This window comes from Thalassospira tepidiphila MCCC 1A03514 (assembly GCF_001662875.1).
Taxonomy (GTDB): Bacteria; Pseudomonadota; Alphaproteobacteria; order Rhodospirillales; family Thalassospiraceae; genus Thalassospira; species Thalassospira tepidiphila.
This window is the reverse complement of record NZ_JPVZ01000001.1, coordinates 360298-373901: the sequence shown is the minus strand read 5'-3', so window position 1 is coordinate 373901 and position 13604 is coordinate 360298. Positions and strand designations below refer to the sequence as shown.

Below are 13604 nucleotides of genomic sequence, written 5' to 3'. Positions count from 1 at the left end.
GAACCTGTGAATAGTTGTGGATCAGGGATTGGCGGGCAGCGCGAAATCATCCTTGGCCGCACCGGATGGTTTGGGGCGCGTATGGCGGTTCCGCCTTTGTATTGTTTTCTCGATCTCAGCCAGTGTGACCGCTTGCGCGGATGCGCGTTTTTCCACGCCGAGCAAACGTTTGGCGGTGGGGGACGTCAATGCATTTGCCGTCCGGTTCATGTCGTGCTGAAGTTGTCGATAAATTTTTTCGGCAAGGCCAAGTGCTGCCCTGGCTGCTGGGCCCATCATGCCAAAGCTTTCCGCCACGGCGGATCGCAGATCAATGGACTCTCCATCCAGGGCATTGCGAAGTGCGACAACAAGTTCAGTGCGTCCCTCGATCCGCAATGTGCGCGAAAAGAACAGTGCGTCACCATCCGATGTCCCCTGAAGAAGCTCCAGCAGCGCGGGTAACGGTCCTGATATCTGTGCTGCGACAGTTTCTTCTTCTATATGTCTTGCGGGGCGGAGTTCAGGATGATCGGCATCTATTTTTAAATAGAATTGCAAATCCAGATCAGTCGGAGAAATCAGCAACGCGAATGCTTCTTGCTCTGCCACCCGTTCAAATACCGGTCTGTAGCGATGATGCATCGTCGCCATCGCGTGACGGCATATACGCTCTACCAAAAGGGCTGGCGCATTGCGTATGAACGGGTTTGCCAGCAAAAATGGCGTAAAGGATGGATAGCTTTCTGTCACGGCATACTCCCACGGCATACTCCGGCGTTTTGCATGGCGAAGTATCACTGGCCCGGGCGGGTTGGCGTTTGATGTTTGTCAAATCACCGTGAGATTGGAATTACGCTTAGTTGGAACAAGCCGACAGGATGTTACTTTGACGTGATAATCGAACAGAACCGACCGCAACATTTTTTGGCATAAATCCATTTGACCATCGTCAATCTGCCAAATTGTCGCTGGTTTAAACTCCCTTTCGTTTGCTGGATGCCGATCTTAGGGAGGACACCTTTATGCAAGATGCGTTGAACACGGCAACACAGGACGTTAAGCCCGCCGAACTGCTTGATCAGAGTCTGGGGGGCTTGATTTCATGTTTCCCCGGCGCAACGCTGGTTTTTCGCCGTCATCGCATCGGGTTTTGTTGTCATCCTGACCAGACACTTCAAGAAGCTGCAAAGCGCAAGGAACTTGATCCCCACGCGATTGCCGGGGAACTCTGCAAGCTTCCCAAGGGACCTTTGACCATGCCCGATGTGGGGGATGTTGATGGGTTTATCGATTTCATCCTTACGCGCTATCACGATGTTCACCGCGAAGAGTTGATCGAGCTGATTGCGCTGTCTCGCGAAATTGAAATTGTGCATGGTGACCATCCGGACGCGCCGGTAGGGCTGGCAGATGCATTGATGGAAATGGCAGAGCAACTTGATATGCACATGACCAAAGAGGAAAATATTCTTTTCCCGGCGATGCGTGAAATGAGCAGGAATACCTCGATTACGTCGGCACTTGCCATGCCTATCCATTGTATGCGCGAAGAGCATGACGATCACGGCCAAGCCATCCACAAACTGCAGAAATTGACAAACAATTGCACCTTGCCTGACGGGGTATGCGGTTCGTGGCGCAGGTTGTACAGCGCGATCGGTAAGCTGATCGAAGATCTTGTTGCACATATGTATCTGGAAAATTCGATCCTGTTCCCGCGTTTCGAATAGTCTGCTGCAAAATGTGACAGCGATGTCGTCGCGTGTTTTCTGTGACAAAGCCCTGCTGACTGGCAGGGCTTTTTTGCTGGACGGTGCACTTTGTTTTATGGGCCTGACGGACTTGTTTGACATGGAACAATCCACCCCGGCCGGTTGAATGTTAGATTTGTTCCAATGCTTAACTACAACCGCGTTTTTCCATGGAAACTTCACAATGAGAGATATTGATCGAATCTCGGGTGTTCTCCAGTCTGGGCGCTATTTCAAAAACTGGCCGAAAGACGACATTCTGGAACTGGCGTCATTGTGTACGTGGGTTCGGTATGATCCAGATACGGTAATCATCCATGCCGGAGACTCAGCATCGGCCCTTTTTCTGATTGTGAATGGGCATGTTGAGTTGTCCTACACGGACGGGGAGGGCAAGGACGGTGTTATTGATTTGCTGGGTGACGGACAGCTTGTAGGTGAGTGTGCGCTGGCACCGGAAGCCTGTTACGCCGTTTCAATCAAAACGCTGGACGCGACGACCGCCATCCGGATTGACGGCGCCGCCTTTGCCGATTTTCTCTCGGCGCACTTTGATCGGGCATTAACCATGATGTCGGTTGTAACAGAAAGACTATGTCAAATGTTACGCCAGACCGAGGAACTGAAATGCCGGTCAGCGGCCCAACGTTTGGGGATATATTTGCTTGCAGATGCCGTTCCTGTCGGGGATGCGCATGAAACGCCGCTTACCGTGGAAAAGTCTGCGTTGGCACGCAAGATTGGCATGACAAGCGAGACATTTTCCCGGGCGCTTAAAAAGTTGTCGGAACATGGCGTTTCCCAACACTCCAACGGGTACATCATCCGTATTGCAGATACCGAGATGCTGGCCGAGTGGTGTGGTTTATCAAGCAGTGAAGCCAGGGAGGAACAGTCTGATGGTTTCAAGGTCGCTGTCTAGCGCAGATCATGATGTAATCTTTCAGGTGCCGCTGTTGGCAGCACTTGGGGAAGAACGGCTAAAGACACTGCTGGGAACATGCAAGGTCGAAAGCCATGCGCGGGGGGAACATCTTTTTCGGGCCGGTGATGTGGCCGAATATTTCTACATTCTTTTGTCCGGTCATTTGCGGCTTGTGAAAACCTCCTCGCAGGGGGATGAAACAGTGATGCATTTCCTGACCGAGGCCGGTTCCTTTGCGGAGGCAGTTTCCTTTGCGGGCCGGTCCTATCCGGTTGAATGTCAGGTCGTCGAGAATTGTGAAATCGTGGCCATTCCGCGCACTGCCTATCTTGGCATCCTCAAAAGCGCGCCTGACGTTGTCGGAGATGTGCTGGCAAGCCTGTTGCGGTGGGAACGGTTCTTCCTTGAGGAAATCTATAAACTGCGCCATACGCGTCCGATCCAACGGATTGCTGCGTTTCTGATCGATTTTGAAGACCGAAATGGCGCGGCCATCGACGGCACAAGTGGCAAAAACTTTCCCGATAAGCGCCAGATTGCCAGCCGGATCGGTATTACACCAGAAACGTTTTCCCGGTCCTTGCGCAAACTTGAAGCATCTGGCGCCATATCGGCGGGGCCGAAACTGCAGATACTTGATCGTGAGGCACTTCTGGAACTGGCCCACTAGCTCAGCGGCGTTCCAAACGTTTGCCAGAAATGTCATCCAGTATGGGAGGCAAAGCTAGACCAGTTTTGCGCTCGGGAACTGTGCGAGCAATTTGTCTGCCTCGCCTTTATTCATAAGGCAAATTGCCGTGCTGAGCCCATCGGCCACAGCTGCCTTTGTTGCAGTTACACTAACCGCTGTTGGGCGTGCTTGTGCGGGACGGCCGGTGCGCGGATCAAGAATGTGACCAACAAGGCCCGCCTGATCAAAGAAGGTGCCGTTCGGCAGTGATGTTGCCAAGGCGTTGTCGCGCAACATTACCCTTTCTTTTCGAATTTCTGATCCGGTATTGATTGAAACAGGCCAGTCTTCACCTTCAGGGTGGCCGCCCAGAGCCGCGAACTCGCCGGTATTGATCAGGACGTTGTTCAATCCGTCATCGCGAAGCAACTTGGCGATACGGTCTGCAACGTAGCCCTGGGCAATTCCATTCAGGGTCATTGCCATGTTCGGTCTTCTGAAGCTGACCTGGCTCTGATTGATAACAACCTTGTCCCAGCCTGTTCTTGAAAGTGTTTTACGGATAAAAACATTCTCGGGCGCCCGGCCTTCTGAATAGCTTTGCGCATAGAGTTGCCAAAGCGGCTGAACCGTTGGATCAAAAAGGCCACCACTTGCCTGGTTTATGGTCCCGCACAGTCCCAGGCATTCCAAAAGTTCGAAAGGCGGAGTGTTAACCACACCATCGCGGTTCAATTGTGCGAGCGTGGAATTTTCCCGATAGAGACTGAAGATATTTTCCAGTCGTTCAAGTTCGCGGGTTGCACGCAAAAGGATGTCGTCAGCGTTGGGGTGCGACAGGCTGATCGATGCAGCAGACCCCATTGCAACGCCCTTCCAAGTGCGGACCGGATGCTGTGCCTTTAATGCAAACGGTGCAGCCGAGAGTGCGCCAGCGGCGGCAAATATGGTCAGAAACCGGCGTCGTGAAAAGTCGGACATGGCGGACCTCATTCTTTGCGAAGTTTTTCAAGACGCGCGCGATAATCGTCGTCATCTGGCATGATCGCCGTTTCGTGTGTCTCGGCGGATGGTGTTACGGGCACACTGTTTAGAACCAGCACGTCATCAATGTCTTCAAGGCGCATTATCTGGCCGCCATGGCGACTGACGAAATTCTTGGCATCGTCCTGATCAGAGAAGGGAACAAGTTCCGGTGCCCCCATACCCCCGGTCTTGGCAGAAGCGACGACATAATGCGCACTGGTTGCCGGTATCCAGTTTTCTCGTCCGACATTTTCCCAGTCATGGGCCCTGGACATGTCGGTGACGTAAATCGCACGGATTTTATAGTTTTGTTCGGGCATGCGTTCATAGGCAATGCCATCGCGAACCTGACTGAAAAACAGGGGGTAGGGCAAACCTTCAAGATGAATTTGTGCCTTCGGGCCTGCATGCTCAAGAATGTTCATCTGGCAGAAATGTCCGACAGCTTCTTCAGTCATGGCGACCGGTGGCGGCATGGTATCTTTCGTCTGCTGCTGACATCCGGCAAGAATAAGCAGGCCGATTGTGACTGAAGATAGCGCAAGTCGGGAAATCATGGCGTCACCCTCCTGAAAATCTGCCAGGCGAGGATCGTGGCAATCACCGGCCAGATCAGAATGGATATCAGGGCATGAACAGCGGGGATGCTATTGGCAGCCCCCGTCAGGCCGGCTGCAGCAGCGGTCGCATCCGAAACGGCAAGGTTATATATCCGAAAGGCATCTGCCGGATTGCCGATTAGCAACCACGGAAAATAATGCGTTGTGAAGGTTCCGCCATCATCGGCGACAATGGCCGCCAAGAGGCCAAGATCATATAAAACGATCAGAACCAGCCAGAGCCCGATCACCAATCCTGCTGCTGCGCCGGGTCTGCGTGCGAATGCCGATATGCCATAACCGATCCCAAGGAACGTCGCGCCAAGAAGAAGCGACGACCAGAACAGGCGAAACAGTGCAGGGATGCCAACAAGCGCATTGGGGTCTGTTGCAATCGCAGCAACGGCGGCAATTCCGTAGCCGGCCAAGACGGCGATACTCAGGATCGCCAGATGGGCGATGAATTTCCCAAGGACCAGTTCCCCGCGGGCGACGGGATAGGTCAGAACAAGGGACAAGGTGCCGCGTTCGATTTCGCCTGCGATTGCGTCAAAGGACATCAACAGTGCAACCAACGGCACAAGATACACCGCAAGGGATGTCAGGCTTGCGACGGTGACGGACAGTTTATCCACACCAACTGCGCCGGTCGGGGCACTGCCCGCAGCAGATAATACAAGTGAAAACAACACCATCATCGCGACAGAAATCGCCACCCAGCGGTTACGAAGCGCAATGATGAATTCGCTATGGGCTGTTGCCAGAACCTTGTTCATGCGTTCCCCCGTTTGCTGAAATGGCTATAGATATCTTCCAGGCTTGGCGGAATGACATCGACATCATCGACCAATGGCCCCAGTGCCGAGATATCGCCAAGACGTGCGAGCTTTTGCTCGGAATTGCACACCAGATCGACAATCACGCCGTTGCTGCGTTCCCCGGAAAGCTTTTGGGCGACCTCGTCTGCCTTGCCGCGTTGGGCAGATACCTGAAGGCGGATGGGTAGCGATGCCTGTTGACGCAGGTTTGCCAGGGTATCGTTTGCGACCATTACGCCTGACGACAGAATGACAATCCGGTCAGTTCTGGCCTCAACCTCGGTAAGGGCATGAGAAGACAAAAGAATTGCGGTGCCTTGTGCTGCCAGTTCATCAAGAATGACATAGAACTCGCGTCGTGATACCGGGTCGAGACCGCTTGTCGGTTCATCAAGGATCAGGAGTTTCGGTTCACCAATAAGCGCCTGAGCCATGCCGACACGTTGGCGCATTCCCTTGGAATAGGTGCCAATGCGGCGGTTTGCTGCTGCCCCCAATCCGACGCGTTCAAGAAGCGATGCGGCCTTTCGGGGATCTTCGCCGCGAAGTCGAAGATAATATCGAAGCTGTTCTTGTCCGGTCAGCGACGGATGAAAGGACGCGTTTTCCGCGAGATAGGCTGTTTGCATGCGGGCCCGGTAACTTCCGGGTGCAAGACCATGGACAGAAACCGTTCCCCCTTCTGCAGTGACAAGGCCGAGAATGATCTTCATCAGTGTCGATTTTCCGGCACCATTATGGCCGAGCAAGGCAACGCGTTCACCTGCGGCAACATCAAAGCCAACCGCATCAAGAACGGTATGATCATCATAGCGTTTAGTGACTTGTGAGAGGGTCAGACACATTTTCAGTCCTTTCACGCAGCCAGACAGGATTGGCGCGAGCAGCCATTTCAAGAGAGACGATTTCTTCGGGAACCGGAATTTCGATCGGTTTCATGAGCGGGAAGCTGTCGACGACCCCGCCCGGCAACGTTGCGGGGAAGTGTGCCTGGCTCCAGCGGATCAATTGAACGGCGGGTGATCCCAAAAGCATACCGGCTGCGGGTTGGGACCATAAAATATGATCGACAAGATCGTTTGGCCGGAACCGGCTGTCAGCAATGCCGTTGCCATCAAGATCGAATACCGGATGATCGGACCAGAAATTTCCCCGGCCATCGAAACTCCATTCGACGTCACGGGTCCCGACATACTTGACCTGGGTTTTGTTGGCGATGAAGGCATTGCCTGTCAGGGCATTGCTTTCGGAACCAGCGGTGAAATGTATGCCGGTCTGGCAGCCCTCGAACCGGTTGTCCCCGATCAGATTGTGATGCGCGTTATAGATAAACAGGCATTTCCCTCCTGCGCCGCGTACCAGATTTCCGACCAGATCAGACTTGTTGGTATAGTTCAGCATCAAGCCCTGGTCACGATCAGCAAGAGACAGATTATCGCGCACCGTGATGCGGTTCGAATACATCAGGGCAAAACCAAGGTGATTGCCAATCGACACATTGCCCGAGATTTCTGAATCATGGGCATACATGTAATGCACCGCAAATCGCAGATCGCGCATCAGATTGCCACGGAAGACGCCGCGATTGGAGGTGTTCACGAAAATGCCGTCGCGTCCGAATTGGATCTCGTTGTTTTCGACCAGTGTTCCCGGCGCGTTCCAGACATATATGCCGTTGCCACGCGAATTCAGTCTGTGATCGCGGCGTCCGATAATGACATTTTCGCGCACCGTGGCTTGTTTGGCGCCGTGAATATCAACCCCATAGAGGTTTCCGAGGATGCGGTTATCCTCGACCAGAATACGTGCGGCTGTCCGATGGAGCTGGATGCCGGAATCAATTGTTTCATGTGCTGAACCCGAACCCACGATCTCAAGCCCACGGATGGTGATATCCGTTCCGGTTACAGAAATGACGCTTCCGGTCTTGTTTCCATAAATTTTTGCTTTGCCCTGACCATCAATGGTGACGGGCCTATCGAGTTCTATGGGACCCTGATGGAGCCCCGGATCAAGCAGCAGCACATCGCCGGGGGCAGCCCCGGCGATGGCAGAGATCAGCGCCCCGTCAGTTGACGGCACAGATTGCGTTGCCGCAAGAACCTGCAGCGGCAAGACAGCCATGGCTAAGATCATCATGACGGGGCGCAACATCACAGGTTAACTCCGCGGTTCAACGAACATACGGCCACGCATTTCCATGTGCAGGGCATGACAGAACCACTGGCAATAGTACCAGTAGACACCCGGTTTGGAGGCGACAAAGGTTGCCGATGCAGTTGCTTGTGGGCCGACCTCGAATGCAACGCCATGGTCCCCCATGGTGAAACCGTGTGTCAGGTCATCGATGTCGTCCATGTTGGTGATGATGACGGTTACTTCATCGCCTTCCTTGACCTTGAAGGACTCAAGGCTGAAGGTTGGCGCTGAAGAACTCATATAGACACGGACCTTGTTGCCATCGCGGACAACGGTTTCGGTCCAGTCGTCAATGTCGACGCCATCTGCCTCGGCTTGTTCGCGGGTTCTGGCCCACATCGGATCCTGACGATTCCAGACACTGGCCGGGGTGACCACCGAACGGTGAACAATGATCGAATCATGGGGTTCGGCGAATGTCGGACCATCATGCATAAGAACCAGATCATCGCCCTGCATCGAGAACAGCTGTTCGTTTTCTGGCTTAAGCGGGCCGACATTCAGGAAGCGGTCCTTGGAGAACTTGTTCATTGAAATGAACCATTTCCCGTCAGCTTCCAGAGTTTCCCCCATCGAGGTGGAGTTGTGGCCCGGCTGGTAATGGACATCGACCTTTTTGATGATCGGATCGACATTTTCACCAGCATAGGCACGCACGGCTTTTTCAATGTTCCATTTGACCACCTGACTGTCGAGGAACAGGGTGGTCAGTGCGTTACCCTTGCCGTCAAATGCGGTATGTAGCGGACCAAGACCCAGTTCCGGTTCGGCAACAACGGCGGAACGCGGTTCTGCGCCGTTATAGAACACGGCATCCAGCTTGGTGACATCAATCACCGATACAGTCGGGGAAAGCTTGCCGGCGATGCAAAGGTGCTTCTTGTCCGGTGCCATGTTACAGCCATGCGGACTGTTGGGGATCGGGATGTATCGGGTGTAGTTCTTGTTCTTGCCTTTGCGGCCATCGATAACTTTTACACCATTGAGTTCGATGTAATCGCCTGCTGCGATGCCTTTTTCGATTTCCTTGATGTTAAAGACAACAACGTGATCAAGCTCGGACGCGGTCATCTCCGCAAGGTTCATCCCCATTTCCGAGTTGTAGCTGGTTGAAAAGGCATATTTGCCGTCATAGTCGGCGTCGGTGTTATCAAGGTTGCCCGATACCATGACCTGCCATGCGACCTGCATCTCGTCTGCGTCGATTGCAGTGTAGAAGTTTACGTATTGCGACGGATCATCAAGCACCTTGCCGTCATTGACCATCGGCGTCTCGTCCTCGCCATTGGCAAAGACATAGTTGGTACGCGGCCATTTTTGCGGACGCAGGCCGTGAATGGCCTTTGCGTTCGGGATTTCCAGGACCTTGTCAGCCTTCATGACATCGCAACGCACACGCGCCACGCGCGTATTCGCCTTGTCATTCATGAACAGGAAACGGCCGTCATACTTGCCTTCGGTGAAGGACATATGGACGTGGTGCAAGTCGCCGTTATCATGGATCTTCTTGCCGTTGGCAGCGAGAAATTCCTTGGTTTTGGGCAACATGTTCTCGGTAAGAACATTCAGGCTTTCATTGGTCTGCCCCCAACCCGTTGCCGAGCAACGGTTGAAAACAGGAACGCGCATAAGTTCACGCATGGACGGGATACCCAGAATGCGCATTTCGCCCGTCTGGCCCGACGACCAGAAACCGTAATACTCATCAAGCTGACCGGGGGCGAGGCTTGCTTCAGCGCCGGTTGAAGCCTGGGCGCTGCCAATCGAAAGGGCTGTTGCAGCACCGGTTGCGCCACCGACTGCTGCCAAGCGTGCAGCACCTGCCGCACCGGCAAAGGCAGCACCGCCAGCGGCTACGCCAAATAGATCACGTCGGCTGATTCCGGGTTTGGATGTTTTGTCAGACATCATGACTTCTCCTTGAGATTTTGCTTGGTCGTCCGGGTCCGGTTCAGCGCTTTTTGTGCGCCTTCCGTGCTTGCCAAGAGGCTTTCCTGCCGCTTGAGTTTCTTGATCACGACCGGACAGATTTTTTCGCTTTGATACAGCACCTGACAGTGAAGGCAGTTGTGACACTCGTTGGGGTTGATTTCTCCAGTGGGGTGGATGGCTTGAACCATGCATTCATGCGCGCAGCTCTGGCAGGGGCTGCCGCATTCCTTGTAGCGTTTGAGCCAGTCAAACATGCGCATACGCGCCGGGATCGCGAGGGCTGCGCCCAATGGGCACAGATACCGGCAATAGAACCGTTCGACGAAAAGCCCGGCGCCAAGAAGGACAAGCGCGTAAAGAACAAACGGCCATGCCCGATCAAATTTGAGGATGATGGCGGTCTTGAAAGGTTCGACCTCGGCCAGCTTCTCCGCCTGATCAATGGAGGCCAGCATGGTGCCAAACAGGCCAAGGAAGATGATGTATTTCACCGCCCAGAGCCGTTCATGCAGCCCCCACGGAAGCGTCCATTGCGGGACATGGAAGAATTTGGCAATCCGGTTGGTCAGTTCCTGAAGCGCGCCAAACGGGCACAACCAGCCGCAATAGGCACCGCGCCCCCAGAAGATCAGCGCCGCAGCAACCGAGAACCACAGAATAAAGGTCAGTGGATCAAGCAGGAACGCTTCCCAGGTAAATCCCGTCACAAGCGAGTTGGTCAGCGCCATAAGATTGACGACGGAAAGCTGTGCGTTGGCATACCAGCCAAGGAACACCAGCGTGACAGTCAGGAAGCAGATGCGGAACCAGAAGGTAAATTTTGCAGAACGTGTCAGGAAGCCCTGGAAGAAGAATGCGGCGGTCAGAACAATCAGCATGATGCTGAGCACGACGATTTCGACCGTCTTGTCACGCCAGATCCGCTGCCAAAGGGCGGTTTTGGCAGTCTGTTCGTCCGTTGCGAAACTGGCCCCGGTTGAGTTGTTAGCCTCTGGCGTCGGCGAAACTATCTTGGTGAGGTAGTTGACTGGCGGCTGCCAGCCGATGTCAAAGGTGGTGTAGAGACGTTCAATTGCGCCGACATCACGATGGACAAGAAGTTCCAGACGCCAGGGTTGTGTCGGGTCAAAGTTGCTGCTTGCCGGGATCTTGAACAGATCCATCTCTTTGAATTGCGGTGCGCCATCGGCCATGATGTCACCAACACGGCGATGGTTGCGGTCGCGGAAACGTACCGACATATCGCCCTGAATAAGCTGGATACGGTCAAACAAGCCGCCGCGGACATATCCCGAACCCTTGAAGGAGTATTGTCCCCGGGCGGTAACAAGAATGGCTTCTTCGCCATCCTTGAGCCAGGTTTTCAGATTGTTGTAGCCGCGCTCGCCAAGTGTGGCCTTGCCAATGGCCGGGATGCTGACAAGCGAGACATACATGTCGATGAAGGTTTCTTCGGCCGGGGCTTCGATTGGCCGCTCAAGCGCCCTTGGATCATCCATCGTGGCAAATGCATCGTTTACCTGACCGACATCAAGTGACATGCGACGAATAGTCCCGTCACCAACCAGTGTGAACCAGTCTTCCGGGGCGGTCGCATCCGATCTGATTTTGAATTGTGCTGCATTGGATTGCTCCGGGGCACTCAATCCACCCAATTCGAGCATGCGCGCAACCTTGATGCCCGAGCGCAGGATCGAGTCATCGATGACCATAATGGTCACCGTTGCACCGGAAATAATATTCAGCTCGTGGTCTGCATCTTTTGTTGCGGCAACTAGGTCAAAGCCGACATATCCCTCGGTGAGTGACGCGATCCGCTCTTCTGGAATGCCAATCAGGACAATCGGTTCGGAATGCTTGACCAGTTTGACACCGATGATCCGGGCCTGTGAGTCAACAGCGACCATCACATGGATCGGTTTGCCGGAATAGCCGGTGGTGCCAACAAAATCAGAGGTAATAAAAGCCCAGCCGATCTGCTCACCGTTCTTGAGAACCGGTGCGACCGGCACGTCTTTTTGAACCGGACCATAATCATCAGCACCCTCGACCAGGGATGCTGCGGGAACTTTTTCAATGAACTGCGCCAGAACAGGTTTGTTTTGCGCGTTTGCCTGGGAAACCCACAGCACTGAAGAAAGAAGACAAACAACAGCAATGACCAGAAGACATTGCAGGAGCATCAATGCGCCGGGTGCCTGGTATTTGGTCTGAAGATGACGTGGGGCAAATGGGATGTTCATGAATTCAAACCTTGTACGGAGGCGCGCGTGCGGTTGCCGGTGCAGTGGGTGTCGCGCCGGCGTGGTCAAATGACATGGGGAAGATCGTCAGAACGACTTTGCGGTCATGTTCGGGCACGCCAATTGGGTCTGAAAGCTGGAATGCAGATCCGCTCAGGCAGTTCATGCAATTTGGGTAATCGCATTCGACAGGTGCGGGTGCTTTGTTGCCGTTCCGGTCGATCAATATTGTCACGGGAGTCTGGTCTGTGCTGCAGATCGTGATTTGAACAAGGTCAGCAGCTGCAGTTTGCTTCGTCACCTGAGCAATAGCCTGAGCAACACCGGTTCCGGTCAGGGAGAGTGCGATCAGAAACAACAGAAATGTGCGAAGCATTTTTTCCATAATGCTTCTCATATTCCATAGCAGATTCCTGATTATTGACAGTGGTCAAGTGACTAGGAGCTTGAGCTTCAATTGATTGCACTGAGACAGTTAACGTTGACGTTGGCCAAGTTTATTGGGGGACGATATCCGAAGAACTGTGCAAGGAAGAAATCATGTTCAACCCTCAAACTGTAAACGTGTCCGGTAAACGAAGCGCGTCAGTTTTCCGTTGGCAAAAGTACTTTGAGAAAAATTTCACCTTTTGTGGCACCTGACAATACTCATATTATATGACTATTGCCCGTGGTAATTTCCATCTTCTCCAATCATCATACTTTTATATTCTCGGTCCGCGCCTCGTCCGGTTTCTTGAGCGTGGCTGCAAATCCTATTCGCGCAATAGCTTGATCCTTAGTCTTTGTGCGTTCCGGATGTGATGTTGCGCGGTTGCTTCGGCTTGGTCGGCATTGCTTGAGCGGATGTTGTCGATGATGTCTTTGTGCTCCTGGTAAGCGCTTTCTGGCCGGTTTGCATATTGAAGGGTCGTACCGCCGAGAAGGGCCATTGAGTTCGATAGAGAATTCAGAGCATCAATCAAAAAACGGTTGTTCGCCGTTCTATACAGCGCCTGATGAAACAATCGGTTGGCTTCTGCGACTTTTACCGGGTCATCACCATTTTTCAGCATCAGTTCATTGAGGTCTTCAAGCTCGGCAATTTCGAGCTCCGATGCGTGGCGCGCGGCATAGCGGGCGGCTGTTCCTTCCAGAACTTCGCGGATTTCATACAGTTCAATCACTTCGCGATGATCCAGTTCCCGGATCACCGCACCGTGCCTTGGCAGGTGGATAAGTAATCCATCGCTTTCAAGGCGCCGGATGGCATCGCGGACCGGGGTGCGGCTAATCCCAAACCTTTCAGCAACCTCCACCTCGCGGATTCGGGTTCCCGGCTTAAGCTCGCCGTGCTGAATCGCTGCTAAAAGCTTCTGATAGGCAACTTCGCTGCGAGGCTGCTGATCGGCGGAATCTGGGCTCATTGAGCGGCACCTGCTTTGTTCTGTCTGGTTTTAACTTGACACACGCCTTGTGA

The 13604-nt window shown here is 53.5% G+C and carries 13 protein-coding genes; 3 read left to right on the top strand and 10 right to left on the bottom strand.

Going from position 1 to position 13604, the window contains the following annotated elements; genetic code table 11:
* Positions 1-21: 21 nt before the first annotated feature.
* A complete protein-coding gene (gene ubiT, locus TH4_RS01640) occupies positions 22-732 on the bottom strand; it encodes a ubiquinone anaerobic biosynthesis accessory factor UbiT (protein WP_245227676.1) in 711 nt (236 codons plus the stop codon).
* 272 nt (positions 733-1004) lie between these two features.
* Between ubiT and TH4_RS01635 the strand changes: the two genes are divergently transcribed.
* The 3 genes from TH4_RS01635 to TH4_RS01625 all read left to right on the top strand — a co-directional run bounded on the left by TH4_RS01635 (position 1005) and on the right by TH4_RS01625 (position 3328).
* A complete protein-coding gene (locus TH4_RS01635; RefSeq protein ID WP_083996935.1) occupies positions 1005-1712 on the top strand; it encodes a DUF542 domain-containing protein in 708 nt (235 codons plus the stop codon).
* Between the two features lie 205 nt (positions 1713-1917).
* Positions 1918-2655: a Crp/Fnr family transcriptional regulator gene (locus tag TH4_RS01630; RefSeq protein WP_167351180.1), complete on the top strand. Its 738-nt coding sequence runs from the start codon at positions 1918-1920 to the stop codon at positions 2653-2655.
* A gap of 34 nt (positions 2656-2689) precedes the next feature.
* The gene (locus TH4_RS01625) at positions 2690-3328 is read left to right on the top strand and encodes a Crp/Fnr family transcriptional regulator (RefSeq protein WP_167351179.1); all 639 of its coding nucleotides are present in this window, start codon (positions 2690-2692) and stop codon (positions 3326-3328) included.
* A 54-nt stretch (positions 3329-3382) separates the two neighbouring features.
* Here the strand turns inward: TH4_RS01625 and TH4_RS01620 are convergent, their stop codons facing one another.
* The 9 genes from TH4_RS01620 to TH4_RS01580 all read right to left on the bottom strand — a co-directional run bounded on the left by TH4_RS01620 (position 3383) and on the right by TH4_RS01580 (position 13551).
* The gene (locus TH4_RS01620) at positions 3383-4192 is read right to left on the bottom strand and encodes an FAD:protein FMN transferase (protein WP_256430909.1); all 810 of its coding nucleotides are present in this window, start codon (positions 4190-4192) and stop codon (positions 3383-3385) included.
* Between the two features lie 125 nt (positions 4193-4317).
* Positions 4318-4911: a nitrous oxide reductase accessory protein NosL gene (locus TH4_RS01615; protein ID WP_064779666.1), complete on the bottom strand. Its 594-nt coding sequence runs from the start codon at positions 4909-4911 to the stop codon at positions 4318-4320.
* Positions 4908-5729, bottom strand: coding sequence for an ABC transporter permease (locus TH4_RS01610; protein WP_064779665.1), 822 nt, complete (start codon positions 5727-5729; stop codon positions 4908-4910). The genes TH4_RS01615 and TH4_RS01610 overlap by 4 nt, the downstream gene beginning before the upstream one ends.
* The gene (locus tag TH4_RS01605; RefSeq protein WP_064779664.1) at positions 5726-6616 is read right to left on the bottom strand and encodes an ABC transporter ATP-binding protein; all 891 of its coding nucleotides are present in this window, start codon (positions 6614-6616) and stop codon (positions 5726-5728) included. The genes TH4_RS01610 and TH4_RS01605 overlap by 4 nt, the downstream gene beginning before the upstream one ends.
* The gene (locus TH4_RS01600; RefSeq protein ID WP_245227673.1) at positions 6588-7895 is read right to left on the bottom strand and encodes a nitrous oxide reductase family maturation protein NosD; all 1308 of its coding nucleotides are present in this window, start codon (positions 7893-7895) and stop codon (positions 6588-6590) included. Before TH4_RS01600 ends, TH4_RS01605 begins: the two co-directional genes overlap by 29 nt.
* Before the next feature lie 36 nt (positions 7896-7931).
* Entirely contained in the window at positions 7932-9878 is a 1947-nt protein-coding gene (nosZ, locus tag TH4_RS01595) for a TAT-dependent nitrous-oxide reductase (protein ID WP_064779994.1), read from the bottom strand.
* Positions 9878-12145: a NosR/NirI family protein gene (locus TH4_RS01590; RefSeq protein ID WP_083996933.1), complete on the bottom strand. Its 2268-nt coding sequence runs from the start codon at positions 12143-12145 to the stop codon at positions 9878-9880. Before TH4_RS01590 ends, nosZ begins: the two co-directional genes overlap by 1 nt.
* Positions 12146-12149: 4 nt before the next feature.
* Positions 12150-12530: a hypothetical protein gene (locus tag TH4_RS01585; RefSeq protein ID WP_064779662.1), complete on the bottom strand. Its 381-nt coding sequence runs from the start codon at positions 12528-12530 to the stop codon at positions 12150-12152.
* Positions 12531-12900: 370 nt separating this feature from the next.
* Positions 12901-13551, bottom strand: coding sequence for a GntR family transcriptional regulator (locus TH4_RS01580; RefSeq protein WP_064779661.1), 651 nt, complete (start codon positions 13549-13551; stop codon positions 12901-12903).
* Positions 13552-13604: the final 53 nt, after the last annotated feature.

Bases quoted from the DNA above. Each gene is read 5' to 3' on its own strand.
- TH4_RS01590 (WP_083996933.1), bottom strand. From the start codon at position 12,145: ATGAACATCCCATTTGCCCCACGTCATCTTCAGACCAAATACCAGGCA.
- TH4_RS01630 (WP_167351180.1), top strand. From the start codon at position 1,918: ATGAGAGATATTGATCGAATCTCGGGTGTTCTCCAGTCTGGGCGCTAT.
- nosZ (WP_064779994.1), bottom strand. From the start codon at position 9,878: ATGTCTGACAAAACATCCAAACCCGGAATCAGCCGACGTGATCTATTT.
- TH4_RS01615 (WP_064779666.1), bottom strand. From the start codon at position 4,911: ATGATTTCCCGACTTGCGCTATCTTCAGTCACAATCGGCCTGCTTATT.
- TH4_RS01605 (WP_064779664.1), bottom strand. From the start codon at position 6,616: ATGTGTCTGACCCTCTCACAAGTCACTAAACGCTATGATGATCATACC.
- TH4_RS01635 (WP_083996935.1), top strand. From the start codon at position 1,005: ATGCAAGATGCGTTGAACACGGCAACACAGGACGTTAAGCCCGCCGAA.
- TH4_RS01580 (WP_064779661.1), bottom strand. From the start codon at position 13,551: ATGAGCCCAGATTCCGCCGATCAGCAGCCTCGCAGCGAAGTTGCCTAT.
- TH4_RS01610 (WP_064779665.1), bottom strand. From the start codon at position 5,729: ATGAACAAGGTTCTGGCAACAGCCCATAGCGAATTCATCATTGCGCTT.
- TH4_RS01585 (WP_064779662.1), bottom strand. From the start codon at position 12,530: ATGGAAAAAATGCTTCGCACATTTCTGTTGTTTCTGATCGCACTCTCC.
- TH4_RS01600 (WP_245227673.1), bottom strand. From the start codon at position 7,895: ATGGCTGTCTTGCCGCTGCAGGTTCTTGCGGCAACGCAATCTGTGCCG.
- TH4_RS01620 (WP_256430909.1), bottom strand. From the start codon at position 4,192: ATGGGGTCTGCTGCATCGATCAGCCTGTCGCACCCCAACGCTGACGAC.